The sequence below is a fragment of the Micromonospora cabrerizensis genome, assembly GCF_022230955.1.
Classification (GTDB): Bacteria; Actinomycetota; Actinomycetes; order Mycobacteriales; family Micromonosporaceae; genus Micromonospora; species Micromonospora cabrerizensis.
In genome coordinates this window covers 1-13,760 of record NZ_JAKKFI010000093.1, presented here as the reverse complement: position 1 = coordinate 13,760, position 13,760 = coordinate 1, and the positions used below count along the sequence as shown (strand labels likewise).

Genomic DNA, 13,760 nt, shown 5'->3' with positions numbered 1-13,760 from the left:
ATGGCCGGACCGCTCAGGCAGCCCGCACCAGGTCCACGAAGTACGCGTGCACGCGCAGGTCACCGGTCAGCTCCGGGTGGAACGAGGTGGCCAGCAGGTTGCCCTGCCGGACGGCCACGATCCGGTCGGCGGCCGGGCCACCGGTCACCGTTCCGATCACCTGGACGCCGGCACCGACCCGCTCGACCCAGGGCGCGCGGATGAACACCGCGTGGAACGGATCCCCCGACACCCCGGTGATCTCCACCGGCGCCTCGAACGAGTCGACCTGCCGACCGAACGCGTTGCGCCGGACGGTCATGTCGATGCCGGCGAAGCCCCGCTGGTCCGGTCGGCCGTCGAGCACCTCGGTCGCCAGCATGATCATGCCCGCGCAGGAGCCGTAGGCCGGCATACCGTCGGCGATCCGCTTGTCGATCGGCTCGCGCATCTCGAAGATGTCGGCGAGCTTGCTCATCGTGGTGGACTCCCCGCCGGGAACGACCAGGCCGTCGACCACGTCCAGCTCCGCCGGACGGCGGACCGGGCGGGCGTCCGCGCCCGCCGCGGCCAGCGCCGCCACGTGCTCACGGACGTCGCCCTGAAGCGCGAGCACACCGATCACGGGTGCCGTCACGTTCGCACCGTCCCTCTCCGCGGCACGCCGCCCGAACGAGCGCTCACCAGCCGCGCTCGGCCAGGCGGTGCGGCTGCGGGATCTCGTCGACGTTGATGCCGACCATCGCCTCGCCGAGACCGCGGGAGACCTTCGCCAACACGTCCGGGTCGTCGTGGAAGGTGGTGGCCTTGACGATCGCGGCGGCCCGCTGGGCCGGGTTGCCGGCCTTGAAGATGCCGGAGCCGACGAAGACGCCCTCCGCGCCGAGCTGCATCATCATCGCCGCGTCGGCCGGAGTGGCGATCCCGCCCGCGGTGAACAGCACCACCGGCAGCTTGCCGCTCTCGGCGACCTCCTTGACCAGCTCGTACGGGGCCTGCAGCTCCTTGGCCGCGACGTACAGCTCGTCGGCCGGCAGCGAGGACAGCCGGGCGATCTCCTGGCGGATCTTCCGCATGTGGGTGGTGGCGTTGGAGACGTCGCCGGTGCCGGCCTCACCCTTGGAGCGGATCATGGCCGCGCCCTCGGTGATCCGGCGCAGCGCCTCGCCCAGGTTGGTCGCGCCGCAGACGAAGGGCACGGTGAACGCCCACTTGTCGATGTGGTTCGCGTAGTCGGCCGGGGTCAGCACCTCGGACTCGTCGACGTAGTCGACGCCGAGCGACTGGAGGATCCGCGCCTCGACGAAGTGACCGATGCGGGCCTTGGCCATCACCGGGATGGAGACCGCCTCGATGATCCCGTCGATCATGTCGGGGTCGCTCATCCGGGACACCCCGCCCTGCGCGCGGATATCGGCGGGCACCCGCTCCAGGGCCATCACCGCGACGGCGCCGGCGTCCTCAGCGATCTTGGCCTGTTCGGCGTTGACCACGTCCATGATCACGCCGCCCTTGAGCATCTCGGCCATGCCGCGCTTGACGCGGGCGGTGCCGACGACGGGGGCGGTACCGGTGTTCGAGACGGCGTTTTCGGGCACGGGTCATCGCTCCTTGGAGGGGCTGTTGGGGGTGGCAGCGAAAATGCTACGCGCGGGTCAACGCCGCACCGACAGCCAATCAGACCCCCGGTGGCCTGCCCTGTGGCGCTGGTCACCGCCCCACCGGCGACCACCTCCGGTCAGTTCGCGGGCACGTCCGCGGGCACCGCCAGGGTCGGGTCGTCGATGTCGAAGTAGCGCGGCCACTCCCGGCCCCGCCCCATCCGCAACAACCGCACCAACGGTCGGCTGCGCGCCGAACGGGCGTCCCGCACCAGGTCGGTGTGCACCTGGCGGGACAGCGCGAGCCGACGACTGGCGGCGATGACCGCCCCACAGTCCGGATCGCCCGGATCCAACCGGACGGAACGGAGCTGCCGGGTCAGGTCGTTCTCCGCCGCCTCCCGCTCGTCCGGGCTGGCGTCCAGGGCGATCCGCGACGCCGCGTACAGCTCCACGCCGAAGCGCCGCTCGGCCAGCACGGCCGCCGCGGCCGCCCGGCGCAGCAGGTGGGCATCGAGAGCCCGGGCTGCCAGCTCCGCACGGCCCTGCAACCTCTCGACCCGGCCGGCGGTCCAGATGAGGTACGCCGCGACCAGCCCCACGACCACGCTCGCGGCCACCACCCACCACATGTGCGGCATCGTAGTGCTGCTCCGTTTCAGCTCCGAGTGGGTGCGGTCAGGCCGGACAACCGGTCGCCGCCGCATCATCCGTCACACCGGTCAGCCCAGCCCCACCCATTCCTGGTCGATGACCCGCCCGTCGGTTGCTTCGATCGCCGCTGCGTATACCTCCAGAACGCGGCGAGCAACCACGGGCCAGTCGAAATTCGCCACCACCTGGTCCCCGCAGGCGGTCAGAGCGGTCCGCCCCGCCGGGTCGTCCAGCAACTCGGCCAGGGCGTCGCGCAGTCCCACCGGGTCACCGGTGGGAAAGAGCCGGCCCGCGCGCCCGCCGTCGAGCACCCGCCGGAACGCGTCCAGGTCGCTGGCGACAACTGTCGTACCGGCCGCCAACGCCTCGGTCAGGATCATGCCGAACGACTCGCCGCCGGTGTTCGGTGCCACGTACAGGTGCACACTGCGCAACATCCGCGCCTTGTCCGGTTCGGTGACCAGGCCGAGGAACGTGACGCGCTCGTGCAGGTCGGTCGGGAACTGGTCGTACAGGTCGTCGGGATCACCCGGGCCGGCGACGAGCAGCCGTAGCCCCGGCCTGGTGGCGGCGAGCGCCACGAACGCGTCACGCAGCACCGGGAAGCCCTTGCGTGCCTCGGTGAACCGGCCCAGGAAGCCCAGCGTGCCGCCGGTGCCCGGGACGCACTCACCCGGCCAGCCCGGCAACGGCTCGGCGTCGGCGAACTTCGCCACCGCCACCCCGTTGGGAATCTCCACCGCACCGCCGTCCATGTGCTCGACCTGCACCTTGCGGGCCAGCGCGCTGACCGCGATCCGGGCGGTGATCCGCTCCAACACGATCTGGAGCACACCCTGCGCCGCCGCCAACACCCGCGAACGGGTCATCGCGGTGTGGAACGTGGCCACCACCGGGCCGCGGGCGGAGAGCACCGCCAGCAGCGACAGGCTCAACGTGAGCGGCTCGTGCACGTGCAGCACGTCGAAGTCCCCGTTGGTGAGCCACCGCCGGACCCGGGCGGTCGAGACCGGGCCGAACGCGATCCGGGCCACCGAGCCGTTGTACGGCAGCGGCACGGCCCGGCCGGCGGACACCACGTACGCCGGCAGCGGCGAATCCTCGTCGGCCGGGGCGAGCACGCTGACCTCGTGGCCGAGCGAGATCAGGGCCTCGGCGAGGTCCATGACGTGGTTCTGCACGCCGCCGGGGACGTCGAAGGAGTACGGGCACACGATGCCGATCCGCATACGTCAGCGCCCCCTGCCCGTGACCGTGGGACACCATCCCACCGTGCCCACCACCCCTCAGGCCTGACCGGAGGTCGACGAGGGCAGCTCCGTGCCGTCCCCCGCCCTCCGCTGGTCCAGCCACATCCGCTGCAACATGTGCCAGTCTTCCGGATGCCGGGCGATGCCCGCCGCCAGACGGTCGGCGATCAGCTGGGTCAGCGACCGCACCCGCTGGTCCAGGGGCCCCACCTCGGGCCCCGGCACCGGCAGCGGGCCGGCGAGCGACGCGCACGCGGCGTCCGGCTCGTACCACATCGAGGCCACGTACAGCGGCGCTCCGGTGTGCAGCGCCAGCAGGGCGGGCCCCGCCGGCATCCGGGTCTTCCCGCCGAAGAAGTCCACCTCCACCCCACGTGCGGAGAGGTCCCGGTCGGCCAGCAGGGGCACCACCGCACCGGCACGTACCCGGTCCAGCAGCACGTCGAACGCCGGACGCGGCCCGCCGTGGGTCGGCAGGATCTCCATCCCCAGACCGCTCCGGAAGGCGATGAAACGCTCGTAGACACCCTCTGGCTTGAGTCGCTCCATGACGGTGGTGATCGGCCAACCGGTGGCCGCCACCCAGGCGCCCGCGGCGTCCCAGTTGCCGGCGTGCGGCAGCGCCACCACGGCGCCCCGACCGGCGGCCACGTCGGCGGCGAGCAGCTCGGCGCCGTCGAGCCGGAAGCCGGACAGGATCTGCGTCCGACTCAACGCGGGCAGCCGGAACGCCTCCATCCAGTACCGGGCGTACGAGCGGAGCCCCCGCTTGACGAGGTCGTCCAGCTCGGCGTCGGGCAGCTCCGGCCCGACCACCCGGCGCAGGTTCGCGCGCAGTCGGGCCGTACCCCCGCCCGGGCGGCGGTGGGCGCGGTCCGCGCCCGCCTGGAACGCCGCCGCCACCAGCGGCCGGGGTAACGCGCGGACCACCCGCCAGCCGGCGACGTAGCCGAGCTCGGTGAGGTTCACGCGGCCCGGCCGGCGGTCGTCCGTCGCCGGGTCGCCACCGCGCCGCTCACGCCTGACCGTCCGGCTGGAGCTGCTGGGCCTGGCGGTAGACGTGCGCCATCCGCTGCCCCACCGTGAAGATCGAGACCGCGGCGAGCAGCCAGAGCGCGATCTCCAGCGCCGGCTTCACGTTCAGGCCGGTGAGGATGCCGCCGACCCCGACGATCAGCAGCCGCTCGGTGCGCTCGGCGATGCCCACGTTGCAGGTCATGCCGAGCCCTTCGGCGCGAGCCTTCACGTAGGAGACCAGGCTGCCGGCGGCCAGGCAGACCAACGCGGCAGCCACCCCGGAGTAGTTGCCCTGCGTGGCCAGCCAGTACGCGACCGCGCCGAAGACGGCGCTGTCGGCGACCCGGTCCATGCTCGAGTCGAGGAACGCGCCGAACCTGGTGGAGCCACCGCTCATCCGGGCCATCGTCCCGTCGAGCAGGTCGGTCAGCGCGAACAGGGTGACGATCAACGCGCCCGCGACCAGATGGCCGCGGGCACCGAGGCCGAGCGCGCCGACGAGCACACCAACGGTGCCCGCGACGGTGACGGCATTGGGGGTGACGCCGGCGCGCAGAAGGGCGCGGGCAATCGGCTCGACGACGCGGGTCATCCCCGCGCGGGCCGACACTTGGAAGATCTTCGCCATGGCGGTCCCCACGATAACGGTCCGCCCAGCTCCGCCGATACGGCCGGTCCCGCCGACCCGCCTGCGAGAGGCTTGTGCCTACCCGACAAGGGGTGTGAGATCGAGCCGGGAGGTGAGCCAGCTCACCCGTCCGCCCGTCCCGTTCCCACTGTGCAGCAGACCACCGGAGGATATCGCCGCGCTCTCGCCCCGGGCCGCTTCCACCTCGCGCGGCGGTCGCCACCCACCACCGGCTGAGGGAGGTGCGCCCCATGGCGCAGAAGCATGAGAAGGGTTCCACCGGCGGTACGCCGGTGCTGACCGAGCCCGAGCGCGTCCGCAACGTGGTGCTCGTCGGGCACTCCGGAGCAGGCAAGACGACACTGGTCGAGGCCCTGCTCGCGGCCACCGGCACGATCAGCCGGGCCGGCAGCGTCGTCGACGGCACCACGGTCGGCGACCACGACCCCGCAGCCGTCCGCCAGCAGCGCTCGGTCAGCCTGTCCTGCGCCCCGCTGCTGCACAACGGCATCAAGGTCAACCTGCTGGACACCCCCGGGTACGCGGACTTCGTCGGCGAGCTGCGCGCCGGCCTGCGGGCCGCCGACGCCGCGCTCTTCGTCGTCTCCGCGGCGGGCGGCATGGACGCGGCCACCGTCGCGCTGTGGGAGGAGTGCGCAGCCGTCGACATGCCCCGCGCGGTCGCGGTGGCCCGACTGGACCAGCCCCGCGCCGACGTCGACGAGACGGTGGCGCTCTGCCAGCGCCTCTTCGGCGACAACGTGATGCCGCTCTACCTGCCGATGCTCGGCGACGACGGCGTGTCCACCGAGGGTCTGCTCGGCCTGATCACCCGCCGGGTCTTCGACTACTCCGCCGGGCTTCCCGCCGACGTCCGCGATCCCGACCCGGAGCACCAGCGGGCCATCGACGAGTCCCGTGACGAGCTGATCGAGGGGATCATCGCCGAGAGCGAGGACGAGACCCTCATGGACCGCTACCTCGACGGCGAGGAGATCAGCACCGAGGTGCTCATCGACGACCTGGAGAAGGCCGTCGCCCGGGGCCACTTCTACCCGGTGGTGCCGGTCTGCGCCGAGACCGGCGTCGGGCTGGACGTGCTGTTGGAGGTGCTGACCGCCGCGTTCCCGTCGCCGCTGGAGCACGAGTTGCCGGCGGTGACCGGCGTGGACGGCTCGCCGCGTCCGCCGCTGACCTGCGACCCGGCCGGGCCGCTCGTCGCGGAGGTCGTCAAGACCACCATCGACCGCCACGTCGGCCGGGTCTCGCTGGTCCGGGTCTTCTCCGGCACGCTGCGCCCCGACCAGACCGTGCACGTCTCCGGTCACGGCATGGCCGAACGCGGGCACCCCGACCACGACGCCGACGAGCGGGTCGCGCACATCTTCACCCCGCTGGGCGCCACCCTGCGGGAGGTGCCGCTCTGCGTGGCCGGCGACATCTGCGCGATCACCAAGTCGGGCAGCGCCGAGACCGGCGACACCATCTCCGCCCGGGACGAACCGCTGCTGATCGCACCCTGGGAGATGCCGGAACCGCTGCTGCCGGTGGCGGTCGTCGCCCACAGCCGCGCCGACGAGGACGCCCTGGCCCGCAACCTCGCCCGCCTGGTCGCCGGCGATCCCACCCTGCGGCTGGAGCGCAACCCGGAGACCCACCAGCTGGTGCTCTGGTGCATGGGTGAGGCACACGCCGACGTGGTGCTCGACCGGCTGCGCGCCGGCGGCGTCGAACTGGACACCGAGCCGGTCAAGGTGTCGCTGCGCGAGACGCTGACCGTGACCGCGAAGGGGCACGGACGGCACGTCAAGCAGTCCGGCGGCCACGGCCAGTACGCGGTCTGCGACATCGAGGTCGAGCCCCTCCCCCCGGGCAGCGGCTTCGAGTTCGTCGACCGGGTCGTCGGCGGCGCGGTGCCGCACAACTACGTCCCCTCGGTCGAGAAGGGCGTCCGCGCCCAGCTCGACCGAGGCCTGGTCGCCGGCCACCCGGTGGTGGACCTGCGGGTCACCCTGGTCGACGGCAAGGCGCACAGCGTCGACTCCTCCGACGCGGCCTTCCAGACCGCCGGCGCGCTGGCCCTGCGCGACGCCGCCGACCGTGCCCAGCCGGCGCTGCTGGAGCCGATCGACGAGGTCACCATCCGGGTGCCCGACGGGTCGGTGGGCCCCGTGCTGGGCGACCTGTCCAGCCGGCGCGGCCGGGTGCTCGGCACCGAACCGGACCCGGACACCGAGGGCCGCACCCTCGTCCGCGCCGAGGTGCCGGCCACCGAGCTGCTGCGCTACGCCGTCGAGCTGCGCTCGATGACCGCCGGCACCGGCACCTTCCGCCGCCACTTCGTCCGGCACGACCCCATGCCCACCCACCTGGCCGACCAGATCCGCAAGGAACAAACCCCCTGACCTCACGCCCCGCCCGGAGCCCGAAGCCCGAAGCCCACGATCTGCGAGGCACCACTACTCGTGATCGACAGGGCGGTGCGGCGGGTTGGCATGGCATGTCACGCGCCCTGTAGAGCTGCCCCAGATACGGGGCAGCTCTACCCGCGCGCCGGGACCGCCGCCCCGGGCACACCGCAGCCTCACAGGCCACCACACTGCAACAGGCCAGCGCGCCCCAGATGCGGGGCAGCTCTACCCGCGCGCCGCGGCCGCCGCCCCGGGCACACCGCAGCTTCACAGGCCACCACATTGCAACAGGCCACCGCGCCCCAGATACGGGGCAGCTCTACCTGCGCGCCGCGGCCGCCGCCCCGGGCACACCGCAGCCCCACAGGCCACCACACTGCAACAGGCCACCGCGCCCCAGATGCGGGGCAGCTCTACCCGCGCGCCGCGGCCGCCGCCCCGGGCACACCGCAGCCTCACAGGCCACCACACTGCAACAGGCCACCGCGCCCCAGATACGGGGCAGCTCTACAGGAGGCCACACTCACAAGTGGGGTGGTCACCCGAGTCCGGGACGGAACGGCAGCACGGACCGAACGGGTACGGATGCCCCGCTCAGGGGTGGATGGTGGGGTGCGTGGGCGGGGGCCAGTGGGGGCGGTCGGCGTCGCGGAGGGCGGCGGTCCGCAGAGCGGCCAGCTGGCGCTCCACCTCGACGAACTGGTCCGCCGGCAACGGGCCCCGGTGCAGGGCGGCGGCGTTTTCCTCGACCTGGGCGACCGTACGGCAGCCGGGGATCGGGATGGTGCGACCGCTGCGGGCCCAGATCCAGCCCAGCGCACCCTGGGCGAGGGTGCGCCCGTCGGCGGTGAGCGCCTCGCGGACCGCGCCGACCCGGCGCAGCCACTCCGGCGCGGGCCGACCACCACGGAACCACTCCAGCCAGCCGGGAGCCAACCCGCGTACGTCGTCGCGGGGCAGGGTCGACCCGGACGAGTACTTGCCGGTGAGCAGCCCCATTCCCAGCGGGCCCCGGTTGACGCTGGCCAGGTCGTACTTGTCGCAGACGGCGAGCAGCTCGGGAGCGTCCCGCAGCACCGACAGGGTGTGCTGCACGGCGGTGGCACCGGTGGCGGCGTGCCCGAAGGCGGTGGCCCGGTCGGGGCGGTCGGTGCTCCACCCGTACGCCCGGATCAGGCCCTCGGCGACCAGGTCCTCGCAGCTGCCGATGAGCGCCTGCGCCCGCGGCACCGGCAGGTCGGCCAGGTGCAGCTGGTAGAGGTCGATCCGGTCGGTGCCCAGCCGGCGCAGCGAGGCCGTGACGGCCCGGCGCAGGTACGCGGGCGACGCGTCCTCCCCGGTGGCCTGTCGGCTCGCCTCGTCGAAGGTGTAACCCCACTTGGTGGCGATCACGGCCTCGTCCCGGCGGCCGGCGAGGGCTCGGCCGAGCACCCGCTCGCTGTGCCCGGCGCCGTACGTGTCGGCGGTGTCGAAGAGGGTGATGCCCTCCTCCAGCGCCCGGCGTACGGCCCGCACGGACTCGTCGTCGTCGACCGCGCCCCAGCCCAGCGGTTGGGCGCCCTCCGCCCAGGGGCCGCCGATCGCCCAGCACCCCATGCCGAGGGCGCTGACCTCGATGCCGCTGCGTCCCAACGTCCGCGTGGTGACTGCCATCGGCCGATCGTGCCACCTTCGCCGGGTCGGGGCGTAGCAGATCCCGAGGCGGAATGACGGATGCCGGGCCGCGCCACCGTCGACGCCCGCCGCCGGGCACGCACCCCCGGGTGTGGTGCGGCGTGATCGAGCCATGCGACGGCTGGGTGTGGACGTCGGCGGTGTGCTCATCGAGCCGGCCGACGGGGACGCCGACACGTCCTTCTTCGGCGCGCACCACCTGCGGACTCCCGCCGTCGAGGGGGCGTTCGACGCGCTCGCGGCGGAGGTGGCCGCACACGCCGCGCTGCTGCCGCGCGTACACCGGGTGGAGAGCTGGCCGGAGCTGACCCCGCTGCTGCGCGCCGGCTAGCCGGACCGGCGTGGCCCTCGCGCTCCGGCCGCGGTCAGGACGGCCAGGCGCGGGCCAGCAGGTCGCGGGTGTCGCCGAGCAGTTGCGGCAGGACCTTGGTGCGGCCGATCACCGGCATGAAGTTCGCGTCGCCGCCCCAGCGCGGCACCACGTGCTGGTGCAGGTGGGCGGCGATGCCGGCACCGGCCACCCCGCCCTGGTTCATGCCCAGGTTGAAGCCGTGCGCGTTGCTCACCTTGCGGATCACCCGCATCGCGGTCTGGGTGTACGACGCCAGCTCGGTGGTCTCCGGCACGTCCAGGTCGGTGTAGTCGGCGACGTGCCGGTAGGGGCAGACCAGCAGGTGCCCCGGGTTGTACGGATAGAGGTTGAGCACCACGAAGACGTGCTCGCCGCGGGCCACCACCAGGCTGTCCTCCGGCGGCAGTTTGGGGGCCAGGCAGAACGGGCAGCCGGTCGGCTTCTCGTAGCCCTCGGCCGGGCGGTCCTCGCCGGAGATGTAGGTCATCCGGTGCGGCGTCCAGAGCCGATCCAGGCCGTCCGCCATGCCGTCGCTGTCCGTGTGCCGTTCCGCCCCTGTCACGAGCCGATCCTACGGAGCCACCCGGGCGGGCCGCGACACCCGCTGTCGGGAAAACTCGTTGCTGCAAGTTCTTGACGGATCAATGTCGAAACCTGAAGATTCCATGCATCCAAGAACTTCCATGGATTGATGGAGGGCTTCATGATCCGACGGCTCGGCCGGCTCCTCGCGGCACTCGCCCTGACCGCCGCCACCACAGTGGCCGGCGTCACCCTCACCGCCGGCGCCGCACAGGCGGACGGCTGCTACACCTGGGGACGCACCCTGTCCCAGGGAGCATCCGGCGAGGACGTCCGACAACTCCAGATCCGGGTCGCCGGCTACCCCGGCTACGCCGCCGTGCTCACCCTCGACGGCGCGTACGGACCGGCCACCCGGTCCGCGGTGATCCGCTTCCAGCAGGCGTACGGACTGCCCGCGGACGGGATCGCCGGCCCGCAGACGTTCAACCGGCTCTACGCCCTCCAGGACGACGACTGCACACCGGCCAACTTCAGCTACGCCGAGCTGAACAAGTGCAACAGCACCTGGGCCGGAGGCGCGGTCTCGGCCAGCACCGCGCGGTTCAACGCGCTCGTCTCGATGTGGAAACTCCAGGCAATGCGGCACGCCCTCGGCGACGTCTCCATCGCGATCAGCAGCAGCTTCCGCAGCTACGCCTGCAACAGCGCGGTCGGCGGGGCGTCGAACAGCCGACACCTCTACGGCGACGGGGTCGACCTGGTCGGGTCCCCGTCGTTCTGCCGGCTGGCCCAGCAGGCCCGCTACCACGGCTTCGGGCAGATCCTCGGCCCCGGCTACCCGGACCACAACGACCACACCCACGTGGCGGCGGTCGGCGGCTGGTCAGCACCGAACTGCGGCATCTGACCCCCAACCCCGGGCACCGGGCGCCGGCGTCCGACCTGCGGGCGCCGGCCTCCGGGCGAAGATCGCGCTCGAACATGGAAGTAGTGGCCTCCCTGGCGTAGGGAGGCCACTACATCCTGGATCGAGCGCGATCATGCGGCGAGCGGGCCGCGCCACGCGGCACCGCGCGACCGCGTTACTCCGCGGCGGCCGAGGGGCCGACGTTGGTGCGGGAGCTGACCACGTCCAGCACGTGGGTCACCGCCTCGGCGACCGGCACCCCGTTGCGCTGGGAGCCGTCGCGGTAGCGGAAGGAGACCGTGCCGGCGGCCACGTCGTCGTCCCCGGCGATCACCATGAACGGGATCTTCTGCTGCTGCGCCGTACGGATCTTCTTCTGCATCCGGTCGTCGCCCGCGTCCACCTGCGCCCGGATCCCCTCGGCGCGCAGCGCCGCGACGAAACCGTGCAGGTAGTCGGTGTGGTCCTCCCGGATCGGGATGCCCACCACCTGCACCGGCGCCAGCCAGGCCGGGAAAGCGCCCGCGTAGTGCTCGGTGAGCACCCCGAAGAACCGCTCGATCGACCCGAACAGCGCTCGGTGGATCATGACGGGCCGTTGGCGGGTGCCGTCGGCGGCCTGGTACTCCAACCCGAACCGCTCCGGCTGGTTGAAGTCGACCTGGATGGTGGACATCTGCCACGTCCGGCCGATCGCGTCCCGCGCCTGCACCGAGATCTTCGGCCCGTAGAAGGCCGCGCCGCCCGGGTCGGGCACCAGGTCCAGGCCGGAGGTCGCGGCGGCGGTCCGCAGCGCCTCGGTCGCCTCGGCCCAGTCCTCCTCGGCCCCGATGAACTTGGGCGAGTCGTCCCGGGTCGACAGCTCCAGGTAGAAGTCGTCCAGGCCGTAGTCGCGCAACAGGTCCAGCACGAAGCTGAGCAGCGCGGACAGCTCACCGGCCATCTGCTCACGGGTGCAGTAGATGTGCGAGTCGTCCTGGGTCAGGCCACGGACCCGGGTCAGGCCGTGCACGACGCCGGACTTCTCGTACCGGTAGACCGTGCCGAACTCGAACATCCGCAGCGGCAGCTCCCGGTACGACCGCCCGCGCGACCTGAAGATCAGGTTGTGCATCGGGCAGTTCATCGCCTTGAGGTAGTAGTCCGCGCCCTCCAGCTGCATGGGCGGGAACATGGTGTCCGCGTAGTACGGCAGGTGACCGGACGTCTGGAACAGCTGCGCCTTGGTGATGTGCGGGGTGTTGACGAACTCGTACCCCGCCGCCTCGTGCCGCTGGCGGGAGTAGTGCTCCATCTCGCGGCGGATGATGCCGCCCTTGGGGTGGAAGACCGCCAGGCCGGAGCCGATCTCGTCGGGGAAGCTGAACAGGTCGAGGTCCGCGCCGAGCTTGCGGTGGTCGCGCCGGGCGGCCTCCTCCAACAGCTTCAGGTACGCCTTGAGCTCGTCGCGGGTCGGCCACGCGGTGCCGTACACCCGCTGTAGTTGGGGGTTCTTCTCCGACCCGCGCCAGTACGCGGCGGCCGAGCGCATCAGCTTGAACGCGCCGATCAGGCGGGTGGTCGGCAGGTGCGGGCCCCGGCACAGGTCCGACCAGCAGACCTTGTCCTCCTTGGCGTCGAGGTTGTCGTAGATGGTCAGCTCGCCGCCGCCCACCTCCATGACCTCGTCGGTGTCCAGGCCCTCGCCCTTGACCTCGATCAACTCCAGCTTGAACGGCTCGTCGGCCAGCTCGGAGCGCGCCTCGTCCAGGCTGTCGAAGCGGCGACGACGGAACCGCTGCCCGGACTTGATGATCTCCTGCATGCGCTTCTCGACCTTGCTGAGGTCATCGGGCTGGAACGGCTTCTCGACGTCGAAGTCGTAGTAGAAGCCGTTCTCGATGGGCGGGCCGATGCCCAGCTTGGCCTCGGGGAAGATGTCCTGCACGGCCTGGGCGAGCACGTGCGCGGTGGAGTGACGCAGCACGTTCAGCCCGTCGGGCGAGTCCAGGCTGACCGGCTCGACGACGGTCTCCTCGGCCGGCGCCCAGTCCAGGTCGCGCAGCTGACCCTGCGGGTCGCGGACCACGACGATCGCCTTGGGGCCGTTCGCGGGCAGTCCGGCCGCGGCCACCGCGTCGGCCGCCGTGGTCCCGGCGGCGACGACGACAGGGTCGGCCACGGCGGGGGTACGGGGTGCGGACACGGTGACTCCTCCAAGTGGTACGAAACGGTGCCGATCCTCGGCTCCTGCCGATGCTATCGGTCGCACTGTCCCCGACCGGGAACGGCACCTTCCTCACGGCCGCGTTGAACCTTTCGCACCTCGGAGCCGAACTACTGGGTGTGGCCGGAACCGGTGCCGGCCGCGCGGACACGGATGGGGGCACGAGATGGCGAGCACGCACGGCGGCGAGCGCCGACGGCGGATCGCGGCGGTGACCGCGCTGACCGCCGCCGGGCTGCTGCTCTGGCCCGGCACGGCACACGCGGTGGACGTGACGACCACCCCGACCGAGGCCCGGCAGGGCGACGCCGTACGCCTGGAGTTCAGCGTGCCGGAGGAGCGGGCCGGCACGAAGACCAACCAGATCGAGGTCCGGTTGCCGGCCGACGCGCCGATCGCCGAGGTCTACCCGATGTCGGTGAACGGCTGGGCGCCCCGGATCAGCTCCCGCACCCTGGACAAGCCGGTGGCCGGTATCCACTCCTCCGGGGTGAGCACGGTGACCACCGCGGTGACCTGGGTCCGGGTCGGCGAGAGCGATCCCGGGCCGGCCCGG

13 protein-coding genes are annotated in these 13,760 nt (G+C 72.4%); 4 read left to right on the top strand and 9 right to left on the bottom strand.

Features of this window, described 5'->3' with window-relative positions; translation table 11 throughout:
• Positions 1–13 precede the first annotated feature (13 nt).
• The 6 genes from pdxT to pgsA form a co-directional block, all read right to left on the bottom strand.
• Entirely contained in the window at positions 14–616 is a 603-nt protein-coding gene (gene pdxT, locus LADH09A_RS25105; RefSeq protein ID WP_238647959.1) for a pyridoxal 5'-phosphate synthase glutaminase subunit PdxT, read from the bottom strand.
• Positions 617–659: 43 nt separating this feature from the next.
• Positions 660–1,577: a pyridoxal 5'-phosphate synthase lyase subunit PdxS gene (gene pdxS, locus LADH09A_RS25100; RefSeq protein ID WP_308194685.1), complete on the bottom strand. Its 918-nt coding sequence runs from the start codon at positions 1,575–1,577 to the stop codon at positions 660–662.
• A gap of 140 nt (positions 1,578–1,717) precedes the next feature.
• Positions 1,718–2,221 (bottom strand): hypothetical protein, encoded by a 504-nt coding sequence (locus LADH09A_RS25095; protein WP_238647958.1) that lies wholly within the window; start codon positions 2,219–2,221, stop codon positions 1,718–1,720.
• 81 nt (positions 2,222–2,302) lie between these two features.
• Positions 2,303–3,463, bottom strand: coding sequence for a glycosyltransferase family 4 protein (locus LADH09A_RS25090; protein ID WP_238647957.1), 1,161 nt, complete (start codon positions 3,461–3,463; stop codon positions 2,303–2,305).
• A gap of 57 nt (positions 3,464–3,520) precedes the next feature.
• Positions 3,521–4,453 (bottom strand): phosphatidylinositol mannoside acyltransferase, encoded by a 933-nt coding sequence (locus LADH09A_RS25085; protein WP_238647956.1) that lies wholly within the window; start codon positions 4,451–4,453, stop codon positions 3,521–3,523.
• A gap of 46 nt (positions 4,454–4,499) precedes the next feature.
• A complete protein-coding gene (gene pgsA / locus LADH09A_RS25080) occupies positions 4,500–5,129 on the bottom strand; it encodes a phosphatidylinositol phosphate synthase (protein ID WP_238647955.1) in 630 nt (209 codons plus the stop codon).
• A gap of 251 nt (positions 5,130–5,380) precedes the next feature.
• Here pgsA and LADH09A_RS25075 point away from each other — a divergent pair, with 251 nt between their 5' ends.
• On the top strand, positions 5,381–7,534 hold the full coding sequence (locus LADH09A_RS25075; RefSeq protein ID WP_238647953.1) for an elongation factor G-like protein EF-G2: 2,154 nt from the start codon (positions 5,381–5,383) through the stop codon (positions 7,532–7,534).
• Between the two features lie 600 nt (positions 7,535–8,134).
• On the opposite strand, the gene LADH09A_RS25070 is transcribed toward LADH09A_RS25075, so the two are convergent.
• Positions 8,135–9,193, bottom strand: coding sequence for an aldo/keto reductase (locus LADH09A_RS25070; RefSeq protein WP_238647952.1), 1,059 nt, complete (start codon positions 9,191–9,193; stop codon positions 8,135–8,137).
• 133 nt (positions 9,194–9,326) lie between these two features.
• Between LADH09A_RS25070 and LADH09A_RS25065 the strand changes: the two genes are divergently transcribed.
• Positions 9,327–9,545: a hypothetical protein gene (locus tag LADH09A_RS25065; protein ID WP_238647950.1), complete on the top strand. Its 219-nt coding sequence runs from the start codon at positions 9,327–9,329 to the stop codon at positions 9,543–9,545.
• 34 nt (positions 9,546–9,579) lie between these two features.
• Here the strand turns inward: LADH09A_RS25065 and LADH09A_RS25060 are convergent, their stop codons facing one another.
• Positions 9,580–10,092 carry an HIT family protein gene (locus tag LADH09A_RS25060; protein ID WP_238648015.1) on the bottom strand — a complete coding sequence of 171 codons (513 nt, stop codon included), beginning with the start codon at positions 10,090–10,092 and terminating at the stop codon, positions 9,580–9,582.
• A gap of 177 nt (positions 10,093–10,269) precedes the next feature.
• Here LADH09A_RS25060 and LADH09A_RS25055 point away from each other — a divergent pair, with 177 nt between their 5' ends.
• Entirely contained in the window at positions 10,270–10,998 is a 729-nt protein-coding gene (locus tag LADH09A_RS25055; protein ID WP_238647949.1) for a D-Ala-D-Ala carboxypeptidase family metallohydrolase, read from the top strand.
• A gap of 175 nt (positions 10,999–11,173) precedes the next feature.
• Here LADH09A_RS25055 and thrS read toward each other — a convergent pair whose 3' ends face one another.
• Positions 11,174–13,183 carry a threonine--tRNA ligase gene (gene thrS / locus LADH09A_RS25050; protein ID WP_238647948.1) on the bottom strand — a complete coding sequence of 670 codons (2,010 nt, stop codon included), beginning with the start codon at positions 13,181–13,183 and terminating at the stop codon, positions 11,174–11,176.
• Positions 13,184–13,370: 187 nt separating this feature from the next.
• On the opposite strand from thrS, the gene LADH09A_RS25045 reads away from it, so the two are divergent.
• Positions 13,371–13,760: DUF1775 domain-containing protein (locus LADH09A_RS25045; protein WP_238647947.1), on the top strand; the 390-nt coding region annotated here is incomplete at its 3' end.

Coding starts and splice junctions, on each gene's coding strand:
- LADH09A_RS25095 (WP_238647958.1), bottom strand. CDS start 2,221: ATGCCGCACATGTGGTGGGTGGTGGCCGCGAGCGTGGTCGTGGGGCTG.
- LADH09A_RS25090 (WP_238647957.1), bottom strand. CDS start 3,463: ATGCGGATCGGCATCGTGTGCCCGTACTCCTTCGACGTCCCCGGCGGC.
- pgsA (WP_238647955.1), bottom strand. CDS start 5,129: ATGGCGAAGATCTTCCAAGTGTCGGCCCGCGCGGGGATGACCCGCGTC.
- LADH09A_RS25075 (WP_238647953.1), top strand. CDS start 5,381: ATGGCGCAGAAGCATGAGAAGGGTTCCACCGGCGGTACGCCGGTGCTG.
- LADH09A_RS25070 (WP_238647952.1), bottom strand. CDS start 9,193: ATGGCAGTCACCACGCGGACGTTGGGACGCAGCGGCATCGAGGTCAGC.
- LADH09A_RS25065 (WP_238647950.1), top strand. CDS start 9,327: ATGCGACGGCTGGGTGTGGACGTCGGCGGTGTGCTCATCGAGCCGGCC.
- LADH09A_RS25060 (WP_238648015.1), bottom strand. CDS start 10,092: ATGGCGGACGGCCTGGATCGGCTCTGGACGCCGCACCGGATGACCTAC.
- LADH09A_RS25055 (WP_238647949.1), top strand. CDS start 10,270: ATGATCCGACGGCTCGGCCGGCTCCTCGCGGCACTCGCCCTGACCGCC.